The 25,089-nt window shown below is 66.5% G+C and carries 18 protein-coding genes and 2 riboswitches; of the genes, 11 read left to right on the forward strand and 7 right to left on the reverse strand.

Translation table 11 applies throughout. From position 1 onward, the window contains the following. The first annotated feature begins 78 nt into the window (after nucleotides 1-78). The 4 genes from NX784_RS03415 to NX784_RS03430 all read left to right on the forward strand — a co-directional run bounded on the left by NX784_RS03415 (nucleotide 79) and on the right by NX784_RS03430 (nucleotide 3,520). Complete coding sequence (locus NX784_RS03415) at nucleotides 79-447, forward strand: integration host factor subunit alpha (protein ID WP_258815453.1); 369 nt, start codon at nucleotides 79-81, stop codon at nucleotides 445-447. A 24-nt stretch (nucleotides 448-471) separates the two neighbouring features. Continuing rightward, nucleotides 472-879: a MerR family transcriptional regulator gene (locus NX784_RS03420; RefSeq protein WP_258815290.1), complete on the forward strand. Its 408-nt coding sequence runs from the start codon at nucleotides 472-474 to the stop codon at nucleotides 877-879. Nucleotides 880-1,059: 180 nt separating this feature from the next. Further along, on the forward strand, nucleotides 1,060-1,692 hold the full coding sequence (locus NX784_RS03425; protein ID WP_036228513.1) for a response regulator: 633 nt from the start codon (nucleotides 1,060-1,062) through the stop codon (nucleotides 1,690-1,692). Between the two features lie 205 nt (nucleotides 1,693-1,897). Beyond that, nucleotides 1,898-3,520 (forward strand): CHASE3 domain-containing protein, encoded by a 1,623-nt coding sequence (locus NX784_RS03430; protein WP_258815291.1) that lies wholly within the window; start codon nucleotides 1,898-1,900, stop codon nucleotides 3,518-3,520. On the opposite strand, the gene NX784_RS03435 is transcribed toward NX784_RS03430, so the two are convergent. After that, nucleotides 3,474-4,289 (reverse strand): Crp/Fnr family transcriptional regulator, encoded by an 816-nt coding sequence (locus tag NX784_RS03435; RefSeq protein WP_258815292.1) that lies wholly within the window; start codon nucleotides 4,287-4,289, stop codon nucleotides 3,474-3,476. The genes NX784_RS03430 and NX784_RS03435 overlap by 47 nt on opposite strands. A 444-nt stretch (nucleotides 4,290-4,733) precedes the next feature. Here NX784_RS03435 and NX784_RS03440 point away from each other — a divergent pair, with 444 nt between their 5' ends. Continuing rightward, nucleotides 4,734-6,401 (forward strand): peptide chain release factor 3, encoded by a 1,668-nt coding sequence (locus NX784_RS03440; RefSeq protein WP_258815293.1) that lies wholly within the window; start codon nucleotides 4,734-4,736, stop codon nucleotides 6,399-6,401. A gap of 66 nt (nucleotides 6,402-6,467) precedes the next feature. Here the strand turns inward: NX784_RS03440 and NX784_RS03445 are convergent, their stop codons facing one another. After that, nucleotides 6,468-6,791, reverse strand: coding sequence for a DUF6677 family protein (locus NX784_RS03445; RefSeq protein ID WP_258815294.1), 324 nt, complete (start codon nucleotides 6,789-6,791; stop codon nucleotides 6,468-6,470). A 162-nt stretch (nucleotides 6,792-6,953) separates the two neighbouring features. On the opposite strand from NX784_RS03445, the gene NX784_RS03450 reads away from it, so the two are divergent. After that, nucleotides 6,954-8,558 (forward strand): MCP four helix bundle domain-containing protein, encoded by a 1,605-nt coding sequence (locus NX784_RS03450; RefSeq protein WP_258815295.1) that lies wholly within the window; start codon nucleotides 6,954-6,956, stop codon nucleotides 8,556-8,558. A 56-nt stretch (nucleotides 8,559-8,614) separates the two neighbouring features. Here the strand turns inward: NX784_RS03450 and gcvP are convergent, their stop codons facing one another. The 3 genes from gcvP to gcvT all read right to left on the reverse strand — a co-directional run bounded on the left by gcvP (nucleotide 8,615) and on the right by gcvT (nucleotide 13,170). Continuing rightward, nucleotides 8,615-11,494 carry an aminomethyl-transferring glycine dehydrogenase gene (gene gcvP, locus NX784_RS03455; protein ID WP_258815296.1) on the reverse strand — a complete coding sequence of 960 codons (2,880 nt, stop codon included), beginning with the start codon at nucleotides 11,492-11,494 and terminating at the stop codon, nucleotides 8,615-8,617. A gap of 105 nt (nucleotides 11,495-11,599) precedes the next feature. Continuing rightward, nucleotides 11,600-11,980 (reverse strand): glycine cleavage system protein GcvH, encoded by a 381-nt coding sequence (gcvH, locus tag NX784_RS03460; protein ID WP_258815297.1) that lies wholly within the window; start codon nucleotides 11,978-11,980, stop codon nucleotides 11,600-11,602. 50 nt (nucleotides 11,981-12,030) lie between these two features. Beyond that, entirely contained in the window at nucleotides 12,031-13,170 is a 1,140-nt protein-coding gene (gcvT, locus tag NX784_RS03465) for a glycine cleavage system aminomethyltransferase GcvT (protein ID WP_258815298.1), read from the reverse strand. A gap of 52 nt (nucleotides 13,171-13,222) precedes the next feature. After that, nucleotides 13,223-13,326, reverse strand: a riboswitch (glycine riboswitch). 16 nt (nucleotides 13,327-13,342) lie between these two features. Next, nucleotides 13,343-13,428: riboswitch (glycine riboswitch) on the reverse strand. 168 nt (nucleotides 13,429-13,596) lie between these two features. On the opposite strand from gcvT, the gene NX784_RS03470 reads away from it, so the two are divergent. Next, nucleotides 13,597-14,154: an ATP-dependent Clp protease proteolytic subunit gene (locus NX784_RS03470; RefSeq protein ID WP_258815299.1), complete on the forward strand. Its 558-nt coding sequence runs from the start codon at nucleotides 13,597-13,599 to the stop codon at nucleotides 14,152-14,154. Between the two features lie 166 nt (nucleotides 14,155-14,320). Here the strand turns inward: NX784_RS03470 and NX784_RS03475 are convergent, their stop codons facing one another. Both NX784_RS03475 and NX784_RS03480 read right to left on the reverse strand, forming a co-directional pair. Further along, entirely contained in the window at nucleotides 14,321-14,536 is a 216-nt protein-coding gene (locus NX784_RS03475) for a hypothetical protein (RefSeq protein WP_229421020.1), read from the reverse strand. 198 nt (nucleotides 14,537-14,734) lie between these two features. Next, entirely contained in the window at nucleotides 14,735-14,869 is a 135-nt protein-coding gene (locus tag NX784_RS03480; protein WP_258815300.1) for a hypothetical protein, read from the reverse strand. A gap of 31 nt (nucleotides 14,870-14,900) precedes the next feature. Here NX784_RS03480 and NX784_RS03485 point away from each other — a divergent pair, with 31 nt between their 5' ends. The 4 genes from NX784_RS03485 to ligA all read left to right on the forward strand — a co-directional run bounded on the left by NX784_RS03485 (nucleotide 14,901) and on the right by ligA (nucleotide 25,073). Further along, on the forward strand, nucleotides 14,901-17,612 hold the full coding sequence (locus NX784_RS03485; RefSeq protein ID WP_258815301.1) for a DUF1631 family protein: 2,712 nt from the start codon (nucleotides 14,901-14,903) through the stop codon (nucleotides 17,610-17,612). Nucleotides 17,613-18,014: 402 nt separating this feature from the next. Beyond that, nucleotides 18,015-21,539 carry a chromosome segregation protein SMC gene (gene smc, locus NX784_RS03490; protein WP_258815302.1) on the forward strand — a complete coding sequence of 1,175 codons (3,525 nt, stop codon included), beginning with the start codon at nucleotides 18,015-18,017 and terminating at the stop codon, nucleotides 21,537-21,539. Next, nucleotides 21,536-22,708, forward strand: coding sequence for a cell division protein ZipA C-terminal FtsZ-binding domain-containing protein (locus NX784_RS03495; RefSeq protein ID WP_258815303.1), 1,173 nt, complete (start codon nucleotides 21,536-21,538; stop codon nucleotides 22,706-22,708). Before smc ends, NX784_RS03495 begins: the two co-directional genes overlap by 4 nt. Nucleotides 22,709-22,715: 7 nt before the next feature. Next, nucleotides 22,716-25,073 carry an NAD-dependent DNA ligase LigA gene (gene ligA, locus NX784_RS03500; protein ID WP_258815304.1) on the forward strand — a complete coding sequence of 786 codons (2,358 nt, stop codon included), beginning with the start codon at nucleotides 22,716-22,718 and terminating at the stop codon, nucleotides 25,071-25,073. Nucleotides 25,074-25,089: the final 16 nt, after the last annotated feature.

Consider the following 25,089-nt stretch of genomic DNA (forward strand, 5'->3'; position numbering starts at 1 on the left):
AAGGTGGCTTAAATTAACAACAACGACGTTGATTCCGCCGTGCTCCAGGAAGCGCTGGCCGCTGACCTGCATCGTGCGATGCAGGTGGCCCGGGTACGGAAGGAAGCGGAACAGGAGTTGCCGACCCTGACCAAGGCGGAACTGGCGGAGCTGCTGTTCGAGCAGGTCGGCCTGAACAAACGCGAAGCCAAGGACATGGTCGAAACCTTCTTCGACGAGATCCGCAATGCGCTCGAGCGTGGCGAGGCAGTCAAGCTGTCCGGCTTCGGCAACTTCCAGTTGCGTGACAAGCCGCAGCGTCCCGGCCGCAATCCGAAAACCGGGGAAGAAATTCCCATCACGGCGCGCCGCGTCGTGACGTTCCACGCCAGCCAGAAACTGAAAGGCATGGTCGAGGAGGCCAACCCGGCCAGCCCGGGCAGTCCTTCGCTGGCGCGGGCAGCCTGATAAAGCCGTAACGGCTCCTGAGCGATGAACGACCGACCGAACAAGATGGAACCGACCGTGCTGCCGCCGATCCCGGCCAAGCGCTATTTCACGATTGGTGAGGTCAGCGAATTGTGCGGGGTCAAGCCGCATGTGCTCCGCTACTGGGAGCAGGAATTTACCCAACTCAAACCGGTCAAACGCCGTGGAAATCGCCGCTATTACCAGCACCACGAGGTGCTGCTGATCCGGCGCATCCGTGAACTGCTGTACGAGCAGGGCTTCACCATCAGTGGTGCGCGCAACCGCCTGGACGGCCGGGGCCAGCACGAGGTGGACGCGTTGCCGGAACCACCACCCGAACCGGCCGTGCCGACCATCGAGCCGGAGGTCCTGCGGGCCGAGCTGCACGCGATCCTCGCGCTGCTCAAGCAAGGTTCGGCGCCGGCCTGACGGGCCGTCGTCCCCCTCCGCTCCAGGCTCAGCCAGCTCAGGCGTGCGCGCCTGTTGTTCTGCACCCCGGAGGTGCTAAAATGTCACTTGCAGTTTGCTGACTCAAACGCATGACCTGACCGGAGGCGTGAGGGGCCAGCCTCGGCTCTTTCCTGTATCGGGAAAACTTAAGGGAAGACAATGATACGCGTTGCCATTTGTGACGATCACCAGATAGTTCGAGCAGGTTTCAAACAGATTTTTTCGTCGTCGGGCGAGTTCGAGGTCGTGGCCGAAGGTGCGACCGGACGCGAAGCCCTCGACATCGCACGCCGCGAGATTTGCGACGTGCTGCTGCTGGACATCGCCATGCCCGACCAAAGCGGCATCGATATCCTGCGCACGATCCGCCAGGGCCAGCCCAATCTGCCGGTCCTGATCCTGTCCGGCTATCCGGCCCAGCAATATGCGCTGAACCTGTTCAAGATGGGCGCCAACGGCTATCTGAACAAGGAATGCGATGCCGACGAATTGAAGACGGCCGTCCGTACCGTGTACCAGGGCCGCCGCTACGTGAGCTCGCAGGTCGGCGAACTGCTGGCCCAGAGCTTCGATCGCGATCCGAACACGGCGCTGCACACGGAATTGTCGGACCGCGAATTTCAGGTTTTCCTGCGCCTGGCCAAGGGGGCGACCGTGTCCGACATCGGCAACGCGCTGTCGCTGTCGATCAAGACGGTCTCGACGTACCGTACCCGCATCATGGAAAAGATGGGTTTGCAATCGAACAGCGACCTGACGTACTACGCCATGAAGAACAACCTGCTCGACTGAGCAGGACGGAAAAAAGGCAGCCGATCGGCTGCCTTTTTTTCTGCAACATGTCCTGGCAATTCTGTCATTTGCTATGTAGAATTGTTAATTGCGCGTCGTCATCTCGCCACATTTTTTCGCTCGCAGGCCCCTTCAAACTCCGTGGCAACTTTTCCCGGTCTATAATGACTCGAGAGGCCACGCTGCGCGAAAGGAACAACCGAGGATGTATTTCACCACCGACCCCAAGTTCAGGCGGGTTCGCAGCCTTCCGTTGTACCAGACCCTGCTGTGTGTCGTGTGCGTCCTGATCCTGGTCCTCAACGGCGTCAGCCTGGTCCGCAACCTGGACGGGCTGAAGTCCGCCAACACGCGCCAGGCCCAGGCCGATCGCGTGACGGCCAAGCTGCAATACCTGAACCTGCTCGTGACCGATGCGGAAAGTGGTCTGCGCGGCTATTACCTGTCCGGCTCGGAAACTTATCTGGGGCCGTTGCGTACGGCCGAGCGTGAACTCGACGGCCAGTTCAGCAGCCTCAAGGCGCAACTGGCCGACAATCCCTCGCAGCTGAAGAACCTCGCCCAGCTGCAAACCCTCGTCACCCGCCGCATCAACCTGATGAACCAGGGCCTGGACGTGTACCGCCATGGCGGCCTGAACGACATCGTCGCCATCGCCCAGGCGCAGGAAGACAAGACGCACATGGACGAGATCCGGCTGCAAGTCGTGATCATGACGGGCGAGCAGAATGAATTGCTCGCGGCTCGCTCCGCCGCGTTCTACGACCGCTACAAACTGGCGGCGCTGCGCGGGCTCGGCATCAACCTGGCCGCGCTCGTCGTGCTCGTGCTGTTCTATAACCTGATCCGCCGTGGCTTCCGCGCGCGCCTGAACGCGGAGCGCGCCCTGCAGCAGACCAATGACCACCTGGAATCGCTCGTGTCGGAGCGTACGGAGCAATTGTCCGTGCTGTCGCGCCACCTGATCCGTGTGTCGGAAGAAGAAAAAGCGAAGCTGGCGCGTGAGCTGCACGACGAGCTGGGCGCCAACCTGACTGCGATCGGCATGCACCTGGCGTCCGTCGGCGACCAGCTCAAGGACTCCCATCCGGAGCACGCCGCCACCTTGGGCCGCGCCCGCGGCACGTTGATCGAGACGGTGGAACTGAAGCGCCGCATCGTCGAGGATTTGCGTCCGAGCCTGCTCGACAATCTCGGGCTGTCCGCCGCCCTGCAAAGCTATTGCGAAGACTTCGGCCGCACGACGCGCGTCGATTGCGAGGCATTGATCGAGGGCGACGTCGATAGCGCCGCCCCGACGCAGGCCATCGCGCTGTTCCGCATCGCGCAGGAATCGCTGAACAACGTGGCCAAGTATGCCCAGGCCAAGCACGTCGTCGTGCACCTGGCGCGCGAAGGGGAAGCATTTACGCTGGAAGTCAGCGACGACGGCGTTGGCATCCCGCCGGACGCGATGCGCCGTCCGAAATCGCATGGCTTGCTGGGGATGCGCGAACGCGCGCTGCTGTTGGGCGGTACGTTGCGGGTGGATCGTGGCGCGAACGGCATCGGCACGACGGTTCACGCCTGCGTTCCTGTCGTGGCGCAGAGCGCCGAGTCTGGCGGGGCCGCGTCCAGCGGTGCCCTCACCATGCCGGGACTGTCCGAGGCGGGACCGGGGGAACCCGTACGCGATGCCGGACGGGACCATGCCGAGTTCGCTCTACATCAATTACATCAACATTTGCGGGCTGCCCAGGCCATGTCGCCACCGGCGACGGCAGCCCGGGACGCCGCTGCGCTCATGCGCGCGACACATCCATCAGCAAACGGTCATACTCGCTTTTAGCGACCTTGTAGCACTCGCCCGCGTAGTCTTCCAGGCCCTGGCGGTTCAGCACGGTGATATTGCCGCGGCGGTACTGGATCAGGCCTTCGTCCTGCAGCTTGCCGGCGGCGGCCGTGATGCTTTCGCGGCGCACGCCCAGCATGATCGAGATGAGTTCCTGTGTAACTTTCAGTTCATTGCTCGGCGAGCGGTCGAGGCGGTCGAGCAGCCAGCGACACAGTTTCTGCTCGATCGAGCTGTGGCGGCCGCCGACGGCGTTCTGGGCCATCTGGGCGAACAGGGCATTCGTGTAGCGCATCAGCAGCTGGGGCAGGGCGCCGCCCTTGTTGAAGGCGTCGCGCAGGAATTGCGTCTTGAGGCGGTAGCCGTAGCCGGCGCTCTGGACGACGGCGCTGCAGGTGGCGCGCTCGCCCATGAACAGCGACACGCCGACGGCGCCTTCGTGGCCGACCACGGCGATTTCCGTCGTGGCACCGTCTTCCATCACGTACAGTAGGGAGACGATGGCGGTGGTCGGGAAGTACACGTACTCGAGTTTGCTGCCGTATTCGAACAGTTCCTTGCCGAAGGGCAGCGGGACCAGTTCCAGGTGCTCAAACAGGGCTTCCAGGTCTTGGCGCGGCAACGCCGCGAGCAACTCGTTTTGTTGGGTGCCGCTGTAGCTGACAACCGGGCGGGCGGCCAGTTTGATTTCTTCACTGGTCGAGGGAATCTGATTCACCGATTGCGCTTTTTTCTGGGCAGCGTTACCGAGTTGGGCGTTATTCATATTTTCCTCGTTATCTCTGACATACATCACTGGGGCGATTGCTTGGATGGGTTTCCTCATCGCGATGTGTGTACATTAATGCCATAGTCTCCTGCCGAACATAAGACTAGCTGTCGCCCCCATGTAGGTTCGATGCATGATGTTTTGTCAGTCCAGTCCTACTAGAGAGAAACTTTCAGTCGAGCTCCTTTTTTGTAATTGCGGCAATGGTTTGGCGGCACTAAAACGTTTGAATGCCCGGCCGTTGCGGCTTTTTTGGCCACATCCATACGCCCGCGGAGGCCGGCGCTATTGCATCTGATCCCGTCGGAGTTGCCCGTGCTCACATCCCGGGCCCGAATGCTCCTACATGGGACGCCGTGCAGTGCGCCAGGAATTGGTCCACACAAGGTACGCTCAACCCGGTAAAATCGAGAGTTTTTGCAAGCGCCCCAGGGCGAGACCATGTCCAACGAAACCGCCGCAACCACCACCGACATCCAGGACGGCCAAGAGGCTGCCTTAACGAGCAAGCCTGCCGCCACGATCGCGCGCGAAGTCGCGCGCCGCCGCACCTTCGGCATCATTTCCCACCCCGACGCCGGCAAGACGACGCTGACCGAAAAACTGCTGCTGTTCTCGGGCGCGATCCAGCTGGCCGGCACCGTCAAGGGCCGCAAGAGCGGCCGCCATGCGACGTCGGACTGGATGGACATCGAAAAGCAGCGCGGCATCTCGGTGGCGTCGTCGGTGATGCAGTTCGAGTTCCGCGACCACGTCATCAACCTGCTCGACACGCCCGGCCACCAGGACTTTTCCGAGGACACGTACCGCGTGCTGACCGCGGTCGACTCCGCGCTGATGGTGATCGACGCCGCCAAGGGCGTGGAAGAACAGACGATCAAGCTGCTCGACGTGTGCCGCATGCGCGCCACGCCCATCGTCACCTTTATGAACAAGCTCGACCGCGAAACGCGCGACCCGCTCGAACTGCTCGACGAAGTGGAATCCGTGCTGAAGATCGAGTGCGCGCCGGTGACGTGGCCGATCGGCATGGGCAAGAACTTCCGCGGCGTGTACCACCTGCTGAACGACGAAGTCATGCTGTTTAAGGCCGGCGAAGAGAAGGCCGATGGCGCCTACGAGATCATCAAGGGCATCGACAACCCGCGCCTGGCCGAGATGTTCCCGCTCGAGATGGAGCAGCTCAAAATGGAAGTGGAGCTGGTGCATGGCGCGTCGCATCCGTTCGACCTGGAGCGCTTCCTGTCCGGCGTGCAGACGCCCGTGTTCTTCGGCTCCGCCATCAACAACTTCGGCGTGCGCGAGATCCTGTCGGCGCTGATCGACTGGGCGCCGGCCCCGCGCGAGCGCGACGCCACCGTGCGCGCCGTGCGCCCGGACGAGCAGCCGTTCTCCGGCTTCGTCTTCAAGATCCAGGCCAATATGGACCCCGCGCACCGCGACCGGATCGCGTTCCTGCGCGTGTGCTCGGGCCGGTTCGAGAAGGGCATGAAGGTCAAGCACCTGCGCCTCGGCCGCGACGTCAAATTGTCGTCCGTCGTCACGTTCATGGCGTCGAGCCGCGAGCAGGTCGAGGAAGCCTACGCGGGCGACATCATCGGCTTGCCGAACCACGGCAACATGCAGATCGGCGACAGCTTCTCGGAAGGCGAGATGTTGACGTTCACCGGCATCCCGTACTTCGCGCCGGAGCTGTTCCGCACCGTGCGCATCCGCAATCCGCTGAAGACCAAGCAGCTCCATAAAGGCTTGCAGCAGCTGGGCGAAGAAGGTGCCGTGCAGGTGTTCAAGCCCGTGATGGGCAGTGACCTGATCCTCGGCGCCGTCGGCGTGCTGCAGTTCGAAGTGGTGGCGAGCCGCCTGCTGAACGAATACGGCGTCGACGCCGTGTTCGAGGGCACGAACACGAGCAGCGCGCGCTGGGTGTCGAGCGACGACAAGAAGTCGCTGGCCGACTTCGAGACGCAGCTCGCGCACAACGTGGCGTACGATGCGGCGGGCAACCTCGCTTATCTCGCAACGTCCGGCGTCAACCTGCGCCTCACACAGGAGCGCTGGCCCAAGCTGCAGTTCCACGCCACCCGCGAGCACGCGGCCAAGCTCGATTAAGCGATCCGCACGCATGGTGGGGCATTTCAAGCCGGGGGCTTGAAATGGCCCACCAAACGCACGCGTTCACGCGGCCGGTTTGACGACCAGCGCCTCCACGATACTCCCCACGTAGCACACGACGAACACGATCCCGGCGAGCTTCACACCGATCGGCGTCGGCGCATTCTCGATCTGCGCCTCGATCGCGGCCGGATCCGTCGTCTTGCCGCTCAGGACCTGGTCCACCACGGTGTTCGCCTCGCCCAGCGCGAAATTGAAATACAGCAGACCGGCGATGGCGGCCGGCGCCAGGAACAGCAGGCCGCGTGTGCGCCGCCCCAGGTAGTACTGGCCCACGCCAGGAAACACCAGGGCCGACAGCAATGCGCCCACGCCTTTACGTCTCATCCGAACTCCTTTTCTCACGGTTGCGGGCTTGACCCATCACAAGGGACACGCCGCGGGACGGCGTACATTCACTCGATGCACGCCGGAAATTTTAGTTCAGCCAGGAGGAGACCATGACATCCGCATTGCCCCTCGACCTACCGCACCGGGCCGCGTCCTAGCATGCTGGCCCGCCTGCGCATCGGCTCCAAGCTGCTGCTCGCGCCCGGCGTCGTGCTGGTGCTCCTCGTGCTGCTGTCCGGCGCCAGCTATTACGGAATGGTACGCCAGAACGCGTCGCTCGACAGTATCGTGCAGCGCCGGGCCGCGAATATGCGCGCCGCGGCCGACCTGTCCACATCGGCGCGCGCCGCGCACGCACAGGCTTACCAGGTGCTCACGTGGATCAGCGGCAGCTTCCCGCGCTTTCGCGTCGACCGGCTCGCGCACGACCTGCAGTCGCGCCAGGCCGCCGTCGACCGCGACCTGGCCCGGCTCGCGCGGCAGACGGCGGACAGTCCGGACGAGCAGCGCTACGTCGAGCAGGCGCGTGCCGCCTGGGCGCAATATGTGCCGGCCGTGCGCGACGTGATCGAGATCGCCCGCATCGACCAGTCGATCAGCGCCAACGCCATGGTCAAGGCAGAGCGTGCGTTCGCCGTCGTCGCCCAGCGCCTGACGGAACTCGCGCGGCGCGAGCAGGCCGCGTCCGAGCAGGCATCGTCCGACGTGGCGGCCGACGTCCGGCTGTTCGGGATCGCGGTGCCCATCGTGATCGCGCTGTCGATCGCGGCGGCGCTCGCCATCACGACGGCAGTGCGGCGCGCGCTGCTGGCGGACATCGGCGCGATCGGCGCCGCGGCGAGCGGCCTGGCCAGCGGCGACTTGACGATCCGCGCCCGCGCATACGGCGACGACGAGATCGGCCAGACGGCCCGGTTGCTCGACACGGGTATCCGCGGCTTGAACGGCCGGTTGCGCACCGTGCTGGATTCGGCCCGTTCGATCGGCGCGGCGTCGCGCGAGATCACGCTGGGCCGCGCCGCGATGCCGCCGCGCGCGCACGTGCGCGAGGCGCTGGAGCGCACGACGGTGTCGCTGCGGGCGATGGCCGACGCCTTCGACGCAGGGGCCGCCGGCGCGCGCGCGGCCGGCGCGCTGGCGGCGCGCGCCGACACTGTCGCGGACGAGGGCAACGCGAGCGCGCACCGCCTCGTGGCGACGCTGGCCCGGGTGCGCCGCGCGGCCGTACGCATGGAGCGCCTGAATGCCGCGCTCGAAGGCACGCTGGCCCGCGCGGCGGACGGGGAGGACGGTGCAACGGCGGCACGCGCGCTGACCCGGCGCGCGCGCCAGGCGGCCCGCGACGCACGCATGCTCGCGCGCGCGACCGTGGCCATCATCGACGATGGCGGTGTTTGCGCGCAGGGCGTCGGCGCGGCGATGGCCGGCCTGGCGGAAGTCGTGGACGATTTGGGCGGCATCGTCGACCGTATCGGCGACGCCGGCCTGGAACGGTCGCGCGAGCTCGCGGGCGCGACGCAGGCGATCATGCGCATGGACGAACTCACGCAGCAAGGGTCGCGCATGGTCGAGGAGGCGGCGCTGGCCGCGCGTGCGCTGCAGCAGCAGGCGCTCGGCCTTGCGCGCACGGTGGCCGCGTTCCGGCTCGACGAAGCCGTACAGGAAGCAAACGAAACGGCCCCGCCGGGAACGCATGCGCTGCGTCCCGGCAGGGCCGGGCGACCCTACCTCCGGCTGGCCAGCAGCCGAGGCAAGAATCGATGATGACTTGTAGGGTGGACAGCAGAGCTGTCCACCCTACCTTACTCGCAGACCTGTCGTTATTCGTAATCTTCGATGGGTGCGCAACCACAGAAGAGGTTACGGTCGCCATACGCGTTGTCCGCGCGGCCGACCGGCGGCCAGTACTTCTTCTTGCGCAGCGACGGCACCGGGAAGGCGGCCACTTCGCGCGAATAGGTGTGCTGCCAGTCGTCGGACGTCACGACTTCCGCCGTGTGCGGCGCGCCCTTCAGCGGGTTGTCCATGCGGTCGTACTCGCCGCGCTCCACCTTCACGATCTCGGCGTGGATGCAGATCATCGCCTCGATGAAGCGGTCCAGCTCCGCCTTCGCTTCCGACTCGGTCGGCTCGATCATCAGGGTGCCCGGCACCGGGAAGCTCATCGTGGGCGCGTGGAAGCCGAAGTCCATCAGGCGCTTCGCCACGTCCTCGTTGCTGATGCCGGTGGCGTCCTGCAGCGGGCGCAGGTCGATGATGCACTCGTGCGCGACGAGGCCGTCGTGGCCCGTGTACAGCACCGGGTAGTGCGGCGCCAGGCGGCGCGCGATGTAGTTGGCGTTGAGGATCGCCACTTCCGTCGCGGCCGTCAGGCCTTCCGCGCCCATCATCGCGATGTACATCCACGAGATCGGCAGGATCGATGCCGAACCGTAGGCGGCCGAGCTGACGGCGCCGATGCCTTGCTCGTTACGCTGGTAGCCGGTCGAGGCCTGGTTCGGCAAGAACGGCACGAGGTGTTCGGCCACCGCGACCGGACCGACGCCCGGACCGCCGCCGCCGTGCGGGATGCAGAAGGTTTTGTGCAGGTTCAGGTGGCTGACGTCGCCGCCGAACAGGCCCGGACCCGCGACACCGACCAGCGCGTTCATGTTGGCGCCGTCGACATAGACCTGGCCGCCGTGCGCATGCACGATCTCGCACAGTTCCTTGATGCCTTCCTCGAACACGCCGTGCGTGGACGGGTAGGTGACCATCACGCAGGCCAGGTTGGCGCTGTGCTCTTCCGCCTTCTTCTTGAGGTCCTCGAGGTCGACGTTGCCGTTGGCATCGCACGCCGTCACGACGACCTTCATGCCGACCATGTTCGCCGACGCCGGGTTCGTGCCGTGCGCCGACGACGGGATCAGGCAGATGTTGCGATGGCCTTCGCCGCGCGATTCATGGTACTTCTTGATGATCAGGAGGCCCGCGTACTCGCCCTGCGAGCCGGCGTTCGGCTGCAGCGACACGCCCGCGTAGCCCGTCACGGCGCACAGCATCGCTTCTAGCTGGCCGATCATCTCCGTGTAGCCGACGGTCTGGTCGCTAGGGGCGAACGGGTGGATGTTCGAGAATTCCGGCCACGTCACCGGGATCATCTCGGACGTCGCGTTCAGCTTCATCGTGCACGAACCCAGGGGGATCATCGTGCGGTCGAGGGCGAGGTCCTTGTCCGCGAGCGCGCGCAGGTAGCGCAGCATCTCGTGCTCGGCGTGGTAGCGGTTGAATGTCGGGTGCGTCAGGTAGGCGCTCGTGCGCGACAGCGCGGCCGGGTACGCGTCTGCCGCGTCCTTGTCCAGGGTGTCGAAGTCGATATCCGCGCCGCCGAAGATTTTTACCAGCAGGGCGATGTCGTCGCGGGTGATCGTCTCGTCCAGCGAGATGCCGACGTGGCGCGCATCGATGCGGCGCAGGTTGACGCCGTTCTCGTTCGCGACGCGGTGGATGTCGTCCGCATTGTCGGCGATGACGGTCAGCGTGTCGAAATACGTGTCGTTCGCGAGCTGGAAGCCGAGGCCCTTCAGCGCGGCGGCCAGGATGCCCGTGTAGCGGTGCACGCGGCGCGCGATCTGCGCGAGGCCTTGCGGGCCGTGGTAGACGGCGTACATCGAGGCCATCACGGCCAGCAGCACCTGCGCCGTGCAGATGTTCGATGTCGCCTTTTCGCGGCGGATGTGCTGTTCGCGCGTCTGCAGCGCGAGGCGGAACGCGGGGTTGCCCTGGGCGTCGATCGTGACGCCGGCCAGGCGGCCCGCCATGCTGCGCTTGTACTCGTCGCGCGTGGCCAGGTAGCCCGCGTGCGGGCCGCCGAAGCCCAGCGGCACGCCGAAGCGCTGGCTGTTGCCGACGACGACGTCGGCGCCCCATTCGCCCGGTGGCGTGAGGACGGTCAGCGCCAGCAGGTCGGCAGCGACGACGACCATCGCGCCTGCCGCATGCAGCTTCTCGCAAGCCGCGCGGTAGTCGCGCACGTCGCCGTTCACGCCCGGGTATTGCAGCAGGACGCCGAAGCACGATTCGGTCAGATTCTCGATGTCTGCGGCGGCGACGGTGCGCACTTCGACGCCGATCGGCAGGGCGCGCGTCTGCACGACTTCCAGCGTCTGCGGCAGCACGTCGTCGGCGACGTAGAACACTTTCGATTGCGATTTGCCCACGCGCTGGATCAGGGTCATCGCCTCGGCCGCGGCGGTGCCTTCGTCCAGCATCGACGCGTTGGCGATGCCCATTCCGGTGAGGTCCGTGATGACCTGCTGGAAGTTCAGGATGGCTTCCAGGCGGCCCTGCGAGATCTCCGGCTGGTACGGCGTGTATGCCGTGTACCAGGCCGGGTTTTCGAAGATGTTGCGCAGGATGACGGGCGGCGTGTGCGTGCCGTAGTAACCCTGGCCGATCAGCGACTTCATGACTTTGTTCTGACCCGCGATGCCTTTCAGCTTCGCGAGCGCGGCCTGCTCGGGGAGCGGCTCGAAGAACTGGCCCAGGTCCAGCTTGTCCTTGCGGCGGATGTTGGCGGGAACGACGGCGTCGATCAGCGCGGCGCGCGACGCGTAGCCGAGTACGGACAGCATCGCCGCCTCTTCGGATGCGGACGGGCCGATGTGGCGCGGGATGAAGCCATCGCGTGCTTCGAGTTGGGTCAGGCTGGTGCGGGTCATGATGGGCACGAAAAAAGTGAGTGGGGCGTGACGCGGGAGGGACGGCGAGTCGAACTAAGACGTACGGGCAGGCGCGCCGTGCGGGCGCGCCTGCGAAACGAACGATCAGCCTTCGGTGGTCTTGCCGTAGGCGGCTGCGTCGAGCAGGTTGTTGAAGGCGGCCGGATCGGACGGCTGCAGCTTGAACAGCCAGGCGTCGTACGCGTTCGCGTTGATCGAGTCCGGCGCGTCGGCGGTCGCCTGGTTCACGGCCGTGACGGTGCCCGACACGGGCGCGTAGATGTCGCTGGCGGCCTTGACGGATTCGACGACGGCGGCGTCATCGCCCGCCGTGAAGGCTTTGCCGACCTGCGGCAGTTCGACGAACACGATGTCGCCCAGGGCGTCCTGCGCGTATTCGGTGATGCCCACGGTCAGGGTGCCGTCGGCCTCTTGACGGACCCATTCGTGGGATTCGGTGTACTTCAGGTCGGCTGGGATGTTCATGTACGTAACTCCGTAGTGATGGATGGTGCGGTAAGTATAGTGTTGTTCGATCAGGATGCCAGGATCTTGCCGTTACGCACGAACGGCAGCTTGACGACGGATGCGGCCAGTTTCTTGTCGCGGATTTCGACGTGCACGGTGTCGCCGACGGCGACGTCCAGCGGCACGCGCGCGAGCGCGATCGCCTGCTGCATCGACGGGCTGAACGTGCCGCTCGTGATCTCGCCGGCGTTGCCCGAGGCGGCCACGACCTTCTGGTGGGCGCGCAGGATGCCGCCTTTTTCGCGCAGGATCAGGCCGACGAAGTTCTGCTTCTGACCTTGCTGCTGCAGCGCGGCCTTGCCGATGAAACCGTCCGGGGCGCCGGCGCGCTCGGACACGAGGTCGACGGTCCAGGCGAGGCCGGCGTCCAGCGGCGACACGGTATCGTCCATGTCCTGGCCGTACAGGTTCATGCCCGCTTCCAGGCGCAGCGTGTCGCGCGCGCCGAGACCTGCGGGTTTCACGCCGGCGGCGGCGAGGGCGTTCCACAGCGCCTCGACCTGGCTCGCGGGCACGCCGATCTCGAAGCCGTCCTCGCCCGTGTAGCCGGTGCGCGCGACCATCAGTTCGCCGAACGGCGTGCCGTCCACGATGACGGCGTTGAACGGCTTCAGGCCTTCCGACGGCGCCTGCGTCTGCGGCACGACCTGCCACACTTTCGCGCGGGCGTTCGGGCCCTGCACGGCGACGAGGGCGATGCCGTCAGCGCTCAGGTCGGCGCGGCGCGGCGTGATGGTCAGACCGCTGTTGGTGGCATCGTTCTGCTGGCGGATCCAGGCGATGTCCTTCTCGGCCGTGCCCGCGTTGACGACGAGGCGGAACCAGTCGTCGGCGAAGTAGTAGACGATCAGGTCGTCGATGACGCCGCCCTGCGGATTCAGCATGCACGAGTACAGGGCCTTGCCCGGTGCCTGCAGCTTGTCGACGTTGTTCGCGAGGAGACCGCGCAGGAAGGGGCGCACGTTGGCGCCTTTCAGGTCGACGACACACATATGGGACACGTCGAACATGCCGGCATCGCCGCGCACCGCATTGTGTTCCTCGATCTGGGAGCCGTAGTTGACGGGCATGTCCCAGCCGCCGAAGTCGACCATCTTGGCGCCAGCGGCACGGTGTACGGAATTGAGCGGGGTCGCTTTGAGCGTCATGGATGGATCCTCGGCAGAAAATGGGGTCGCGCACGCGGTCGCCCGCATGCTTTCGTACCCCTCTGTCCTCGGTACCTGAGAGATAGCGGCGCATGCTCGATGCTGTCCGCCTGCCCCTTCGGTGGGCCGCACGGGCCGCTCTCCAGAGTTGGTCCGCCGCGCATTGCGCAGCAGCCCTCGACCGGTCCGGTTGCCTGAGAGTTTTTGGGTGATGCCCCTTCGGCGGCAGCCTGCGCTGCGCTCTCCCGGTCAAGACTGCGAAGTCTATGTCAGAGGTGACGGGAAGTCAATCCGGCAAGTGGGCCAGCAAGGGGCGCCCGGCACGGGCGCGCGAAGGGCGCGCACTATTGCAGTGTGGCACGATGAGCGTGCGGACGGGTTTTGTTACACTTGCCCCAACGACCTTGCGATAGAAGAGACCCCACTATGAGCGAAGATCAAGCAAAACCGAAGGAAGGGTATTTCACCCTGTCCGGCGACGTGAACAGCGACATGGTGCACCGCGTCTTCGAAGCGGTGGCCGGCATGAACGACGACGGCCTCGAGACGGCGCACATCCTCGTGCAGTCGAACGGCGGCTACGTCAGCGACGGCCTGTGCCTGTACAACTTCCTGGCCAATGCGCCCGTCGAGTGCATCATGTACAACGGGGGCGCCGTCGCGTCGATCGCCGTGATCCTGTTCCTGGCGGGTAAACAGCGCTATGCGAGCGAGACGGCGCGCTTCATGATCCACAAGTCGCATGCGACGGCGTCGCCGGGGTCCCGTCCGGATGCCCTGAACATCATCGTCGAGGGTTTGCGCGCCGACGACGCGCGCACGGAATCGATCCTGCGCAAGACCGTCGAGCTGACCCCCGAGCAGTGGGGCATCCACCAGTACGGCGACCTGCACCTGAACGCGCGCGACGCGAAGGTGGCGGGCATGATCGACGACATCCGCGACTTTGCGCCGCCCAAGGGGTCGTACCTGCGCAATATCTGATTACGGGTCGCCGTGCCGTCTGCCCGGGCGGCGCCCCCGCGTCCACGCTTCGCCAAAACAGACAGAGCCTGTAGCGGTGTCCCGCTTCAGGCTCTTTCCGTACTTCCTGTGTGGCTACCGTTGATGACCGGGCCCGGAAATCGGACCGGTCCGGCGTGCACCGCGATCAGCGCTTGTTGTCGTTCTTGTGGCTTTGACGGCCGGCCTCGGCATGCTGCTCCGGCGTGCCGCCGCGGGTGCCGCCCGAGCCGCCCGAACGCGAGCCCGAGCCGGAGCCCGACTGTTTGTTACCGTCGTTCTTGTGGCTTTGCTGGCCAGCCTTGACGTGCTGTTCGTGGGAGCCGCCCTGGTTGCCCGAGCGCGAAGAATTTTTGTTCGCCATGATCATTCCTTTCGATAGTGGAGATGTCGTGCTTGCCGAAAAGTTTCTACCAAACATTGATATTTGGTAGCGATGTCGGTGTTGCAATCATGAGAGCCCGGCAGTTGAACGGGTATCGGATCAACTCTTGGACTGTTGTAGGACTAGACGCATTTCGAAAGCAATAATTTTCTTCTCTAGAGCATTATTCGCATAATCTTATTCGCCAGCAATCGTATCTTGCGGCGCAACATAGCGTTTTACCGCATCCAGAAGGCTCTTTAATAGCATAAGCATTTTTCGCTGTTCCGTTAGATCGGCGCCGTCCGTCACGCCGAGGCGGTTGATTTCCATTGCCACTTGGAAATTATGTGCCACAATAGGAATGCACCCCATTCCAACGCGCACGATGACCTCAAGCCATGTCCAGACGCCGGCCGCCAAGACTGCGTCCCCGCAGCAGGAGACGCTGGACGCGCTCGCCGGTATCGTCGCCGACTACGTCAAGGAACACTTGACCGCGATGACGGCCCGCATGGCCGCGGCGCTCGGCGACGTGGGGCAGCAGCAGGGCGATCCGCAGCAGGTGTACCATCGCGTCAAATCGGCACGCCTCCTCAAGGACAATGCCTACGCATTCTTCCACCTGGCGTCCGGCGCCATCGACGCGGCCGTGCGCCGCGAACTCGACCGGCTGTCACCGCAGGCCGCCGCGCAACGCCCGTCGGCCGCCACGCTGACCCTCGTCCCGCTCGAAGAGATGGACAGCCGCCTCGCGCTCGGTGCGCTGGCCCGGCCGTTCGACATTACCCATTCCGATGCGCTCGCCACACTGGCCGTGCGGCTCGGGATGCTGCTGGGGCGCGGCGTGCTTCGGGCCGACAGCAATCCGTTCCGGCCCGACGTCTTCCTCGGTGCCATCGACGACGCATGGCGCGAGTTCGAGCCGGAAGCCGAGGCCCACGGCCTCGTCCAGATCCTGCTGCGCCCGGAGATCCTGTTCGACTTTGCCCCGCTGCTCGACGCGCTCGTCGCCGCGCTGCGCAAGGTGGGGCAGCCGGGCTCCGTCGACGCCTACCGCATCCAGAAGACAGACGGTACGGCCGCCGCGAAGGCGGCCCGCGCGGGCCAGCGCGCCGCGCTCGCCGAACAATTGCGCAGGCTGTTCGGCGACGATGGCGGCGAGGATGGCGTGCCCTTGATACCGGATTTGCCCACGCTGCCGTCCAGCGGCGGCGGCTGGCGCCCCAGCGGGGCAGGCGCATTTGCGGCGCCGCCCGCGCAGCCGGCCACTGTATCGGACGCGGCCCAGGCGGTCGCCGGCGCCAGCGGTGTGGGCGGGCTGTCGGCCGGCACCGTGCCGCACGGCAGCGCGATCGGTTTCGCTGCGGCGGTGCAACCGGTCGGGGTGGCGCCGAGCCCGGGCGCGGCGACTGTCGCGGCAGGCGCGCCTGGCGTCGCGGCGCCCGGTGCGCAGGCGGCATCCGGATTCATGGGCCCATCAGGCTTGCCTGCCCACACTGCGGCCGGCTTTGCACCGGCCGCAGCGGGCGCCCCGCACGGTGCGCCGACCGCCGGTTTCGGGCTGGGCGCGACCGGGCAGGGCGCACACACGGCGGTCGCGCCAGGTGCCGGCTTCGGACCGGCCGCCGCCGGCGCTGGATCGGGCCTGCCGCCGCAGTTCGCTCCCGGACACGGCCAGGCCCCGTCCGCCGAAGCGGTCCAGGTCGGCTGGTCGGCAGCCGTCCAGGGAACGCTCGCGCAATATGGCGGCGCGGCGCCGCTGCTCGATGTGCTGGCGCGTATCGAGCCGGTGCTGGCGCATGCCGCCGAGGGCGGGGCCGCCGCGCCGTCCGACTGCGCAACCGGTGCGCCGCCGCACAACGTGTTCTACCTGCCGCGCCTGAAGCAGAGCTTGCCGCAGGGCAGCCTGCCGCGGCGCGACGAGCGCACGCTGGACTTGCTGTCGCGCGTGTTCGAGACCGTGCTGCTGGACGACAGCATCCCGCCCCGCGCGCGCGAATTGCTGCAGGTGCTGCAAGTGCCCGTGCTGAAGGCGGCCTTGCTGGACAAGAATTTCTTCTTCGAGGAAGCGCATCCCGCACGCCGCCTCGTCGACCTGATGTCGCGCGTCGGCTGGGAACAGCACGAGAACCCCGACGATCCGCTGTTCCAGGCCATGCAGCGTAGCGTCGCGCGCGTGGGGGAGGCGCAGCCGGACGCGTTCGCCGATGCCGTCGCCGAGCTGGAAGCGGGCATCGCCGCCGACGAGACGGCGCAGGAAGAAGCGCTCGCCGCGCCCGTCGCCAGCGCCCTACGGCAGGAAAAACACGATGTGGCGGCGCGCCAGGCCCGCGACGCCATCGCGCTGCGCGTGCAGGGCGGCGGCGTCATCGACGTCGTCAGCGGCTTCCTGGAGCAGCGCTGGGCGACGGTGTTGACGTTCGCATACACGATCGAGGACACGCGCCCGGGGGCCGTCGGCAACGCGACGCGCGCCATGGACGACCTGATCTGGAGCGTCAAGCCGAAGGCCACGCAGGAGCAGCGCAAGTCCCTGATCGCGCGGCTGCCGCGCCTGCTCGCCACGTTGAACAAGTGGCTCGATGCGATCAAATGGCAGGATGCGGAGCGGCTGCAGTTCTTTGCCCGCCTGGCGGAGTACCACGCCGCGATCGTGCGTGCGCCGATCGAACTGTCGCCGGAGCGCCAGCTGGAACTGGCCGTCGAGGCCGCCCAGCAGGATGCGCTGCGCCGCGTCGAACTGGAGAACGCAGCCCTCGACCGGGCGGCGGCGCGCGAGGCCGAGGTGTCCGCCGTCGACGGCCTCGAGCGGGGCATGTGGCTCGAATTCCGCACGGCCGAGGGCGCGCGCAAGGTCAAGCTGGCGTGGGTGAGTCCGTTGCGCACGCTGTTCATTTTCTCCGGCGCAGGCCGGCGCGAAGCGTTCTCGCTGCCCGCCGAGAAATTGGCCGCCGCGCTGAACGGCGGCAGCGCGCGGGTGCTTGCCATCGACGGCGTCGTGGGGCAGGTGTTGTCCGAGGCGATGGCGCAAGGGGCCGTCAACGACCCGTCCGTTGCGCTCGCGATGCCGTAACGTCCGCATTCGCGCGGCCACGTGTCATTGGATCGATGCCCCCGGCATCAATCCCCCCGGCCTCGAATGTCCACCCAACGGCAATGCGAACATCGTAGCGTGGACACCCCTGTGCCCACGCGGACGCCTGCGGTTTGTTGGCGTTACGTGCGGACACAGGGTGCGCGCCATGTGTTGGTACCCGTCACCCGGCCGGGTTATAGTCGAGCCGTCACCCATCCTTGTACCCACGCGGCATACCCCTGATGGCCATGGGCGGACTCAAGGTCCGCTCGCCGCACCGCCGCGCTTTGGCGCCCTCCGTACCTGACAGGCACGCACACCGGCCAAAACTTGGCCGAAAAGCAAGGCACAGATGGTATGATGCAGCCTTTATCGACTTCCCCCTGACCATAAGCGAACGTGCGTCTATCCTCCATCAAATTGTCGGGATTTAAGTCTTTCGTCGATCCCACCAATTTCCAGGTGCCGGGGCAGCTGGTCGGCGTGGTTGGCCCGAACGGATGCGGCAAATCGAACATCATCGATGCCGTACGGTGGGTGCTGGGCGAATCGAAAGCGTCGGAGCTGCGCGGCGAGTCGATGCAGGACGTGATCTTCAACGGCTCGACGAACCGCAAGCCCGCCGGCCGGGCGTCCGTGGAACTCGTATTCGACAACAGCGCGGGCAAGGCGGCCGGGCAGTGGGGCCAGTACGCGGAGATCGCCGTCAAACGCACGCTCACGCGCGACGGCACGTCCACGTATTTCATCAACGGCCAGCCCGTGCGCCGGCGCGACATCCAGGACATCTTCCTCGGCACGGGCCTCGGCCCGCGCGCCTACGCCATCATCGGCCAGGGCATGATCTCGCGCATCATCGAATCGCGCCCGGAAGAGCTGCGCGTGTTCCTCGAGGAAGCGGCGGGCGTCTCGAAGTACAAGGAGCGCCGACGCGAGACGGAAAACCGCCTGTCGGACACGCGCGAGAACCTGCTGCGCGTGGAAGACATCCTGCGCGAGCTGAACGCCAACCTGGAAAAGCTCGAGGCGCAGGCCGCGGTCGCCAACCGCTTCCACCAGCTCCAGGCGGACCAGGAAGAAAAGCAGAAACTGCTGTGGCTCCTGCGCCGCAACGAGGCGAAGGCCGAGCAGCTGCGCTGGTTCCAGGAGATGGAGCAGGCGCAGACCGGCCTGGAAGAGCAGAACGCCAAGCTGCGCAGCCTCGAGCTTGACCTGGAACGCATGCGCCAGGCGCACTACGAAACCGGTGACCGCCTGCACGCCGCGCAGGGCGCGCTGTACCAGACCAATTCCGAGATCGGCAGCCTGGAAGCGCAGATCAAGTTCGTGTTCGAGTCGCGCACGCGGCTGCAGAACCAGATCGGCACCCTGACCGCGCAGCGCGAGCAATGGCTGAACCAGGCGAACGAGACGCAGGAGCAGATCGAAGAGGCGGAGTTCCGACTCGAAGAGCTCGCGGCGCGCGTCGAAGGCGCGCAGATCGCGGCGGAAGCACAGAACGAGCGCCTGCCCGATCTCGAAGCGGCGTGGCGCGACGCGCAGAGCAAGTCGACGGAATCGCGTGCGCGCATCATGCAGATCCAGCAGCGCATCGAGCTGTCGTCCGCGCACCAGCGCAACGCGTCGAACATCCTCGCGAACCTGGCCACGCGGCGCGAGCGCCTGCAGCAGGAGCGCGGTGGCCTGAACCTGCCGGACGCGGGCCACCTCGACAACCTGCGCCTGCAGCTGGAAGAAAAGCAGCAGGCGCTGGAAGAACAGAACTTCATGCTGGAAGAGGCGGCGAGTCGCCAGGAAGCCGTCGAGCAGGAACGGCGCGACGCGCATGCGCAGGTCCAGCAGGAATCGAGCGCGAGCGCGAAGCTGGAAGCGAGATTGTCCGCGTTGCGCCAGTTGCAGGAACGCGTGCAGACGCAAGGCAAAGTCCAGCCATGGCTGCAGAAGCACGAACTGGACAAGCTGCCGCGCCTGTGGCAGAAGCTCGACATCGAAGCGGGTTGGGAAACGGCGCTGGAATCGGTGCTGCGCGAGCGCACGGGCGCGCTGGAAGTGTCGAACCTGGACTGGGCGCGCGGCTTCTTCGGCGATGCGCCGCCCGCGCGCCTCGCGCTGTATTCTCCTGCGACGGGCAGTGCCGGCACGCCGGATCATCACGGCCTGAAACCGTTCGCGAGTCTCCTCAAATTGAACGACCCGGGCCTGCGCGGCCTGCTGGACGACTGGCTGTTCGGCGTGTACGCGGCCGACGACCCCGGCACGGCGCTCGCGCAGCGCGGCAAGCTGCCGCAGGGCGGGTGCTTCGTCACGCCGCAAGGCCATATGGTCACGAGTGCCAGTGTGCGTTTCTACGCGGCCGACGCCGAGCAGGACGGCGTGCTCGCGCGCCAGCACGAGATCGACAACATCGGCAAGCAGCTGCGTGCGCAAGCGCTGCTGCTGGACGAGGTCCGCACGCGCGCGACGCGCGCCGACGCGGCGGTCGCCGACCTACAGCGCCGCTTGCAGGATGGCCGCCAGAAGGTCACGATGTTGCAGCGCGAAGTGCATGCGCTGCAGATCGACGTGGTGAAACAGGCCGAGGTCGAGGCGCGCTTCAACCAGCGCAGCGGCCAGATCGCGGCGGACCTCGACGAGATCGCCGCGCAGGAAGCGGAGCAGAGACAGGCGAAGGCGGAAGCGGAAGCGCAGTTCGAGGAGCTCGACATCGAACTGGCCGAGCTGCAGGGCGCGCACGAGGATGGCCAGGTCGAGTTCCAGGAACAGGAACGCGTACTGGCCGAGGCGCGCAACCGCCTGCGCGACCTGGAGCGCGCCGCGCAGGAAGCCGTGTTCGCGGAAAAGACGCAGCGCACGCGCATCGAGGAATTGCGCCGCACGATCGCGACGGCGCAGCAGCAGGCCGCGCAGGTGTTGGACAGCATCGCGGCCGGCAAGGTGGAACTGGAAGCGCTGGAATCCGGCGCGGCGGCCGAGGGCTTGCAAGGCTTGCTGGCGCGCCGCACGGAACAGGAAAAAGCGCTGGCCGACGCGCGCCACGAACTGGACCAGCTGACGCAGCAGCTGCGCGCGGCCGAAGAGGCGAAGCTGCAGGCGGAGCGGGGCCTGGAGCCGCAGCGCGGGCGCATCACCGAGATGCAACTGAAGGAACAGGCCGCGCGCCTGAACCAGGAACAGTTCGCGGAAGCGCTGTCCGCCACGGGTGCCGACGAAGCGGCGCTGGCCGAAAAACTCGACCCGGACCTGAAGCCCGCCTACCTGCAGGGCGAGGTGACGCGCCTGACGAATGCCATCGCGGCGCTCGGTGCCGTCAACCTGGCGGCCGTCGAGGAACTGGCACAGGCGACGGAGAGAAAGCGCTTCCTCGACGCGCAGAACAACGATTTGCAGGAAGCGATCGGCACGCTGGAAGGCGCGATCGCGCGCATCGACCGCGAGTCGCGCGACCTGCTGCAGGACACGTTCGACCGCGTCAACCACCATTTCTCGGAACTGTTCCCGATCCTGTTCGGCGGCGGCCAAGCGAAGCTCGTGATGACCGGAGACGAGATCCTCGACGCCGGCGTGCAGGTGATGGCCCAGCCGCCGGGCAAGAAGAACGCGACGATCCATTTGCTGTCCGGCGGCGAGAAGGCGCTGACGGCGACGGCGCTCGTGTTCTCGATGTTCCGCCTGAACCCGGCACCGTTCTGCCTCCTCGACGAGGTCGACGCGCCGCTGGACGACGCCAACACGGAGCGCTTCTGCCGCATGGTCAAGCGCATGTCGGACCATACCCAATTCCTCTTCATCTCGCACAACAAGATCGCGATGGAGATGGCCAACCAACTGATCGGTGTGACGATGCAGGAGCAGGGCGTATCGCGCATCGTGGCGGTGGACATGGAGTCCGCCGCGAATTTCGCTACTGAGGCACAAGCAGCATGACAGACCTTCAAATGAGCCTGATCGCGGCCGGCGGCGTCTTCGTCGTCGGCGTCATTAGTTACAACAAGTGGCAGGAGTACAAGGCCCGCAAGAGCGTGGAGCGCGCGTTCGCGCACGACCACGACGACGTGCTGATGACGGGTGGCGCGGACGTCGCCCCCGCGCACGCGGGGCGCCACGAGCCCGTGCTGGACGGCGCGCTGCCGAACCACGACGCGTTGATCGAACCGAGCATCATGGCCGAGCCGCTGCAGCATGCCGCGCCGGGCGCCGTGCCCGCGGCTGCACCGATGCCGGCAGCCGCCGCCGCGCTGGACCCGATCGCGGGTCTGCCCGCCGTGAAGCCGGACACGCCGCCCGCGCAACTGGCAGAAAACCTCGTCGACCCGCTGATCGACTGCCTGATCCCGCTGAATTCGGAAGGCCCGCTGCGCGGCGACCGCATCCTGCCCGCGCTCGTGAAGCTGCGCCGCGTCGGCAACAAGCCCGTGCACTTCGTCGGCCTCGCCGTGAACGGCGACTGGGAACCGATCGTGCACGGCGGCGTGTACACGAAGTTGCAGGCCGGCGTCCAGCTGGCCACGCGCACGACGGCGCTGAACGAACTGGAATACTCGGAGATGGTCACGCGCCTGCGCGCCGTTGGCGACGAGATTGGCGCCGAGCCGGAAGTGCCGGACATGATCGAAGTGATGAGCGAGGCGAAGACGCTGCACCGCTTCGTCGCCGGCCACGATGCGCAACTGGGCGTGAACCTGGCGTCGAAAGGGGCGCCGTGGGCGATGGCCACGTTGATCGGCGCGCTGGAAAACGCCGGCTTCGACGTGCGCCCGGACGGCAAGTTCGTGATGCCCGACCGCGAAGAGGGCGGCGGCACCTTGTTCACCCTGTCGACCAACGTCACCTTGGGCGCCGACACGACGTCGCGCCTCACGCTGCTCTTGGACGTGCCGTGCGTGGCCCCGGCGCGCGATGGCTTCGGCAAGATGGTCGCCTGCGCGAAGGATCTCGTGCAGCGCCTGGACGCGGCCATCGTCGACGACTACGACCAGCCGCTGACGGATGCCACGCTGGAAGAGATCGCGGGCCAGGTGCGCGAGTTCTACCAGGAGATGGACGCGTCCGACATCGCGGCCGGCTCCACGCGCGCGCTGCGCCTGTTCAGCTGAGGTGACGATGAGCGGACCGCAGGCCGACCTGGAACGGATGGCGTGGCTCGTCAAGGAGCTGAACCACCACATCTACAACTACCACGTGCTCGACGCGCCGACGATTCCCGACGCCGAGTACGACCGCCTGTTCCGCGAACTGCAGGCGCTGGAAGAGCAGCATCCGCAGGCCGTGTCGGTGGACTCGCCGACGTCGCGCGTGGGCGCGGCGCCGATCCCGGAATTCAAGCAGGTCACGCATGCTGTGCCGATGCTGTCGCTGAACAACGGCTTCTCCATTGATGACATCGACAACTTCGACCGCCGCGTGCGCGACGGCCTGGGTCATGCGCACGTGCAGTATGCGGCCGAGCTGAAATTCGACGGCCTCGCGATGAGCTTACGGTACGAGAATGGCGTATTCGTGCAGGCCGCCACGCGTGGCGACGGTTACACGGGCGAGGACGTCACGGCGAATATCCGCACGGTGCGCGTGATTCCGCTGCGGCTGCGCGGCGACGACATCCCCGACGTGCTGGAAGTGCGCGGCGAAGTGCTGATGTTCAAGGAAGACTTCGAACGCCTGAACCAGCGCCAGCGCGACGCGGGCCAGAAGGAATTCGCGAACCCGCGCAATGCCGCGGCGGGCAGCCTGCGCCAGCTCGACGCGCGCATTACGGCGCAGCGCCGGCTGCGCTTCTTCGCCTACGGCATCGGCCTGCTGGAAGGCGCCGCGCTGCCGGAGTCGCACTCGAAGGCGCTCGACTGGCTCGATCAACTGGGCCTGCCCGTGTCGAAGGAACGCGCGGTGGTCACCGGCTGCGAGGGCATGCTGGGCTATTTCCGCGACATCGGCGCGCGCCGCAAGGCGCTGCCGTACGAGATCGACGGCGTCGTATATAAAGTCGACCGCCTCGCGGACCAGCGCGAGCTGGGCTTCGTGTCGCGCGCGCCGCGCTTCGCGCTCGCGCATAAATTCCCGGCCGAGGAAGCGCTGACGACCGTGTCCGCCATCGACGTGCAGGTGGGCCGCACCGGTGCGATTACGCCCGTGGCGCGGCTCGTGCCCGTCTCGGTCGGTGGCGTCACCGTCACGAACGCCACGCTGCACAACGAGGACGAGGTGCGGCGCAAGGACGTGCGCGTGGGTGATACGGTCGTCGTGCGCCGCGCCGGCGACGTCATCCCGGAAGTGCTGTCCGTCGTGCTGGAACGCCGTCCGACGCCGATTCCACCTGTGTACGAGTTGCCGAAGACGTGCCCCGTGTGCGGCTCGCACGTCGTGCGCGAAGAGGGCGAGGCCATCGCGCGCTGCTCCGGCGGCCTGACGTGCGCCGCGCAGCGCAAGGAAGCGATCCGCCACTTCGCGGGCCGCCGCATGATGGACATCGAGGGCCTCGGCGACCGCTACATCGACAGCCTCGTGGAAGCGGACCTGATCCACGGCGTCGCGGACCTGTACCGCCTCACCCTGGACGATCTCCTCAAAATGAAACGTCTTGCCGATGAACGCGACGGCACGACGCCGGAGACCGTCAAGCAGGGCAAGGTCGCGACGAAATGGGCCGACAACCTGCTGGCCGCCATCGCCGCCAGCAAGCATCCGCCGCTGGAACGCCTGCTGTTCGCGCTGGGCATCCGCCACGTGGGCGAGTCGACGGCAAAGACGCTGGCCGACTGGCTGGGCAGCCTGGACCTCGTGCGGCGCGCGCCCGCCGCGCTGCTGCGCGTGCTGCCCGACATCGGCGGCACGGTCGCGGAAGCCATCGCCGACTTTTTCGCGGAACAGAAGAACCAGCAGGCGCTCGACGCCTTGCTCGCCGCCGGCGTTACGCCGCAGGGCGAGCATCCGCCGCGCGCCCAGTTGCGCGAAAAACTCGACGACGTGGGTCTGCTGGCCGCGCTCGGGATTCCGAAGCTGACGGAGCCGCGCGCGCGCCAGTTGCTGGCCGATGGCCGCACTTTGGACGACCTCGCGCACCTGAAGATCTTCACCGTGTTCGGCTTGCCGGACGGCGTGGCCGGCGCGCTCGAACAATGGATGGGCGAGCCTGGCAACCGTGACATGCTGGCCGCGCTGGCCGCGTTGCGCGCCGAGCTGTTGGCGCTACTGCCGCAGGATGCCGTCGATGCCGCCGGCCCGCTGACCGGAAAGACGTTCGTGCTGACCGGCACTTTGCCCACGATGTCGCGCGACGCCGCGGGCGCGCTGATCGAACAGGCCGGCGGTAAGGTGTCCGGTTCCGTGTCGAAGAAGACGTCGTACGTCGTCGCCGGCGCGGAGGCGGGCAGCAAGCTGGAAAAGGCCGAGCAGCTCGGCGTGACCGTGCTGGACGAAGCCGGTCTGCTCGCGCTGCTGGGCGGCGCACAGAATACAACTCAATAATGGATGGAGCTTCACA

This window comes from Massilia pinisoli (assembly GCF_024753285.1).
Classification (GTDB): Bacteria; Pseudomonadota; Gammaproteobacteria; order Burkholderiales; family Burkholderiaceae_D; genus Telluria; species Telluria pinisoli.